This is a genomic window from Elusimicrobiaceae bacterium (genome assembly GCA_017520185.1).
Classification (GTDB): Bacteria; Elusimicrobiota; Elusimicrobia; order Elusimicrobiales; family Elusimicrobiaceae; genus Avelusimicrobium.
Map to the genome: position 1 here is coordinate 1 of JAFXGO010000005.1, position 3,573 is coordinate 3,573.

The 3,573-nt window shown below is 42.5% G+C and carries 5 protein-coding genes; all 5 read right to left on the bottom strand.

Annotated elements, in window-relative coordinates:
* Window positions 1-1,440: 1,440 nt before the first annotated feature.
* The 5 genes from IKL48_00250 to IKL48_00270 all read right to left on the bottom strand — a co-directional run bounded on the left by IKL48_00250 (window position 1,441) and on the right by IKL48_00270 (window position 3,511).
* On the bottom strand, window positions 1,441-2,010 hold the full coding sequence (locus IKL48_00250) for a metallophosphoesterase (protein ID MBR3603121.1): 570 nt from the start codon (window positions 2,008-2,010) through the stop codon (window positions 1,441-1,443).
* Window positions 2,007-2,279 carry a hypothetical protein gene (locus tag IKL48_00255; GenBank protein ID MBR3603122.1) on the bottom strand — a complete coding sequence of 91 codons (273 nt, stop codon included), beginning with the start codon at window positions 2,277-2,279 and terminating at the stop codon, window positions 2,007-2,009. Before IKL48_00255 ends, IKL48_00250 begins: the two co-directional genes overlap by 4 nt.
* On the bottom strand, window positions 2,276-2,626 hold the full coding sequence (locus tag IKL48_00260; protein MBR3603123.1) for a TnpV protein: 351 nt from the start codon (window positions 2,624-2,626) through the stop codon (window positions 2,276-2,278). Before IKL48_00260 ends, IKL48_00255 begins: the two co-directional genes overlap by 4 nt.
* Before the next feature lie 151 nt (window positions 2,627-2,777).
* A complete protein-coding gene (locus tag IKL48_00265) occupies window positions 2,778-3,191 on the bottom strand; it encodes a relaxase/mobilization nuclease domain-containing protein (protein ID MBR3603124.1) in 414 nt (137 codons plus the stop codon).
* Window positions 3,152-3,511, bottom strand: a complete 360-nt coding sequence (locus tag IKL48_00270; GenBank protein ID MBR3603125.1) for a hypothetical protein — start codon at window positions 3,509-3,511, stop codon at window positions 3,152-3,154. Before IKL48_00270 ends, IKL48_00265 begins: the two co-directional genes overlap by 40 nt.
* Between the last annotated feature and the right edge of the window lie 62 nt (window positions 3,512-3,573).

Sequence of the window (3,573 nt, forward strand, 5' to 3'; positions counted from 1 at the left end):
ACGGTAATATCCACACGGCGTTATTCGATTTTCAAGGAACGTAAATGTATAAAGATAAATTATGGGAGTAGTATTCAAATTACGGCTCTCAAATTTATCCCCCTCAATTGGTAGCCGGCGAAAACGGCTAAAACCCGCCACTTTTCGTAAAAATACCTTCTACTTCTTAGTTGGGAACTTTTTCGGCAAAAATTAGCCATCAAGTGAGAAATAAATATCCCTCTAAGTAGTAGGCAGCGAGAATGGCTAAAACCCGCCACAAGGTCGAAAAAATATTTTATGACCTCATCTAACAGGACAAAAATATGCGAATTGTATAGTGTCCGAGAAAAATATCTCTCTAATAGATAGCCGGCGAGATCGGCAAAAAGACAACCATATCAAAAAACTTTCCCTCACTTGACAACGGACATTTTTTCATTGAAATCGGGGGTAGGCAAACTCACCACTCTCAAATTTTCTCTCCTACTATTCGTTGCTTACTTTTTTTCGATTTGAGCAACATATTTTTGCGAAGTTTACAAATTGTTTTCATATCCTCTCACTATTCGTTGCTGACTTTTCGGGAAAATTTTGCGTACCTTTCTAATATTCGTTACTGACTTTTTTTCAAAAGCACAACCTGAGAACGTCAAAAAAATTATCCCTCTAAGTGGTAGCCGGCGAAATAAGGCAAAAAGGGCAAGATTTTCAGAAATTTTTTCTCCACAGTTGGTAGGCAGCGAAACAGCAATAAAAGGGCAATATCTTGCGAAAAATATTTATCCCCTCAATAGATAGCCAGCGAAAAGGCATAAAACCCGACACATCCTCTAATATTTAGTTGGAAACTTTTTTGTCGTTTGAGCCAAACTTTTTTGAAAATAAATGTCCCTCTAAGTGGTAGCCGGCGAGAAGCCTTGATTTTTGCACTTTTTTGAAAATTGTCCTCTACTTTTTAGTTGGGAACTTTTTTGAGAAATTTTGCGTAATATTTACTTAAAAAATTTGTTCCTCTAATTGGTAGGCAGCGAAAGAAGGCAAAAGACAACCTCGCACAAAAAGTCCTCTCAATAGGTAGCCATCGAAAACGCCAATTTTATACCCCTCACTATTACGTTGCTTACTTTTTTTCAATTTGGCCGAAAAGTTTTTCAAAAAAGTTGAAGAAAATTTTTGCCCCCTCAAGTAGTAGCCGGCGAAAGAGATCAAAAGACAACCACGTAGGAAAAGTTTTCTCAATTGGTAGGCAACGAAAGTCCACAATTTTTGCATTTTTTTGAAAATTGCTCTCTATTTTTTAGTTGGGAACTATTTTCAGATTTGGACGAAAATTTCTCTAAAAATAAATGTCCCTCTAAGTGGTAGGCAGCGAAAATGGCAAAAATATAAGGCTGTTCGTAAAAAACAACCTAAAATTTGAAAACGGCGGTGGAATTTTAAGTTTCCACCGCCGTAGCGTTATGAATATATTTGAAACGTATAAACGCTATGCTTTGTCGTGAAGATCAGATAATCCTCGCGGTATTCATACGTTCCGCAACTTGTTTTGAGACACCGTCCGTCTCGGCTTTCGATATACATAAATTTTTCACCGGGATGCTTGTGCTCACTTTCAAACATTCCGAGTATACCTTCCATTCCGACGTATCTCATTCGCCAAGACCATTCGTTTTCATCGTTATCGACTATTGGGATGATCTCTATGAGCTTGGCGATATATGCGTTTACCTTTTGAGCCAGTAGGTTAGGGTATTCTTCTTCGTACCATACGATGCCGCCGTTCCACTCCCGCGTCTTGTACGTTGGGATATTAGTAGGTCTTATTTCGTGATTTCCGTGTATGCAGAGGATCGTAGGCTTTACGTGGGATAGGTGTAATTTGGCTTCTGCGTCGCGCTCACCGCCGTAGTAGTTATATCCCGCGTCACCGAGTATAACGATAACGTCCGTTCTCAGCAAATGAAAGCGATTGGCAAATTTGATGATAGATCTGTAACCACCGTGAGTATCACCCGTGAAGTATATCATACGTCCTCACCTCTCAGAACCTCAAGCATAATTCTCGCGCCGAGACGAAAGGCATATGTAAATATTTCGCGCTCATTGATTTCGGAAAGCTCCGACCAACAATCGTCAAACCTTTGCAGAATATCCTTCTGCTTTTCGTCAAGAGTATTAGATAGGTTGTCGTGATGGGTGGCAATGTAGCCGATAAGTTCCTTTGCTTCTTTCGTGGCAATTCTGCAATCGCTGTTCGGAGAGATATTACCGTACCATAATTCGTTCAGCACGTTCATCGGTACACCACCTCTCGCAAAACAAATTCCTCGGCGCAGGTGCGGATGTTATTCATTTCTTGTACCCAGCGCATTTGGTCTATTGCCTTCAATTCTTCCGTGACGCCGTTCCTTTCGGCGCGTTGTGTGATCTCTGTTTCCAAAAGTGTTGCCGCCTGCTCGTCGATAGCGTGAAGATGTTCGTTCAAGCGTCCCTCGGTCAGCAAGGTCGTGTAAGTGCCGCGCCGATGGCTTTTGAGAAACGTGAGATGAAGATTGCCGTACTTGCCGATCTGATAGTCGGTCTGTTCGGGCAGTTTAAGCTCGGGGTAAAACTGATCCCCGATCTGTTTGTAGTGCAGTTCCATACTGTATTCCTTTCTTCGCTGTAATGGATTTGTGGGTTCTCAGCAGTTGAGAATAGCTTTTCTTGCTCCTTTCCTCATAACTGCCGTTCTATTCACCACAAATGAGCCGTCACAGCTATGTATTTATTAGGCTTTGCGTGACGTACACACATTACCCTCTATAGAATACAATATGAATGTTATCCGTGTTAAGATGGGTGGTAACAACTACTTCGTAATTTGCTCCCCACATTCTACGGGCAGTTTCCAAGCCTATTTTATGAGCTTCTTCGGGGGTAACTTCTCCCGACACAAAACTCTGATACCCGTGATAGGCAACGTTGCCGCCGAGTTTCCCATACCGCCGTTTGGTTGCCATCATACATTGGTAGGCTCTCTGCTTCGGGCAGTTGATACCCGACACATACATTGTTTGGTCGGTCTTTTGGTCGTTCTCCACATAACAGAGCGCCGCCCACAAGTCCTCGTCCAAGAACTTTTTATCAGTGGTTTTATCGGGGTTCTCCGCATAATCGATTACTTCCTTTAATCGGGACTTGACGGGCCAGAAGCCTGTGCTTGCCATTGTGCCACCTCCCATATAATTTCTTTCTTGCTCTGCTTTGGCGTATCTATGATCTCGGCATAAATATCGTCAAAGAGTTTCAGTGCCGCCGCTTCGATTTCGGGAGATAACTCACGGTTAAGCAGTTCGCTTATTTTCTCGTTAAAAACATAAAAGGCATCGGGAACAACTGCTTTCACAGTGTATCCCAATGCCCGTTTACGGAGATATTCAGCGACAGGGATTCCGCAGCGGTTAGCGAGTTCGGTGATCTTCTTTTTCTCCTGCGGAGATACCCGAAGATATAACCGGCACGGCTTTTCTTTTGGGTTTCTATTCATATACATACCTTCTTTCTGTAATCGGGGTATTAGGGGTGTCCCCTAAAGGTGAACAGTAGGCG

Coding starts and splice junctions, on each gene's coding strand:
- IKL48_00250 (MBR3603121.1), bottom strand. CDS start 2,010: ATGATATACTTCACGGGTGATACTCACGGTGGTTACAGATCTATCATC.
- IKL48_00270 (MBR3603125.1), bottom strand. CDS start 3,511: ATGAATAGAAACCCAAAAGAAAAGCCGTGCCGGTTATATCTTCGGGTA.
- IKL48_00260 (MBR3603123.1), bottom strand. CDS start 2,626: ATGGAACTGCACTACAAACAGATCGGGGATCAGTTTTACCCCGAGCTT.
- IKL48_00255 (MBR3603122.1), bottom strand. CDS start 2,279: ATGAACGTGCTGAACGAATTATGGTACGGTAATATCTCTCCGAACAGC.
- IKL48_00265 (MBR3603124.1), bottom strand. CDS start 3,191: ATGGCAAGCACAGGCTTCTGGCCCGTCAAGTCCCGATTAAAGGAAGTA.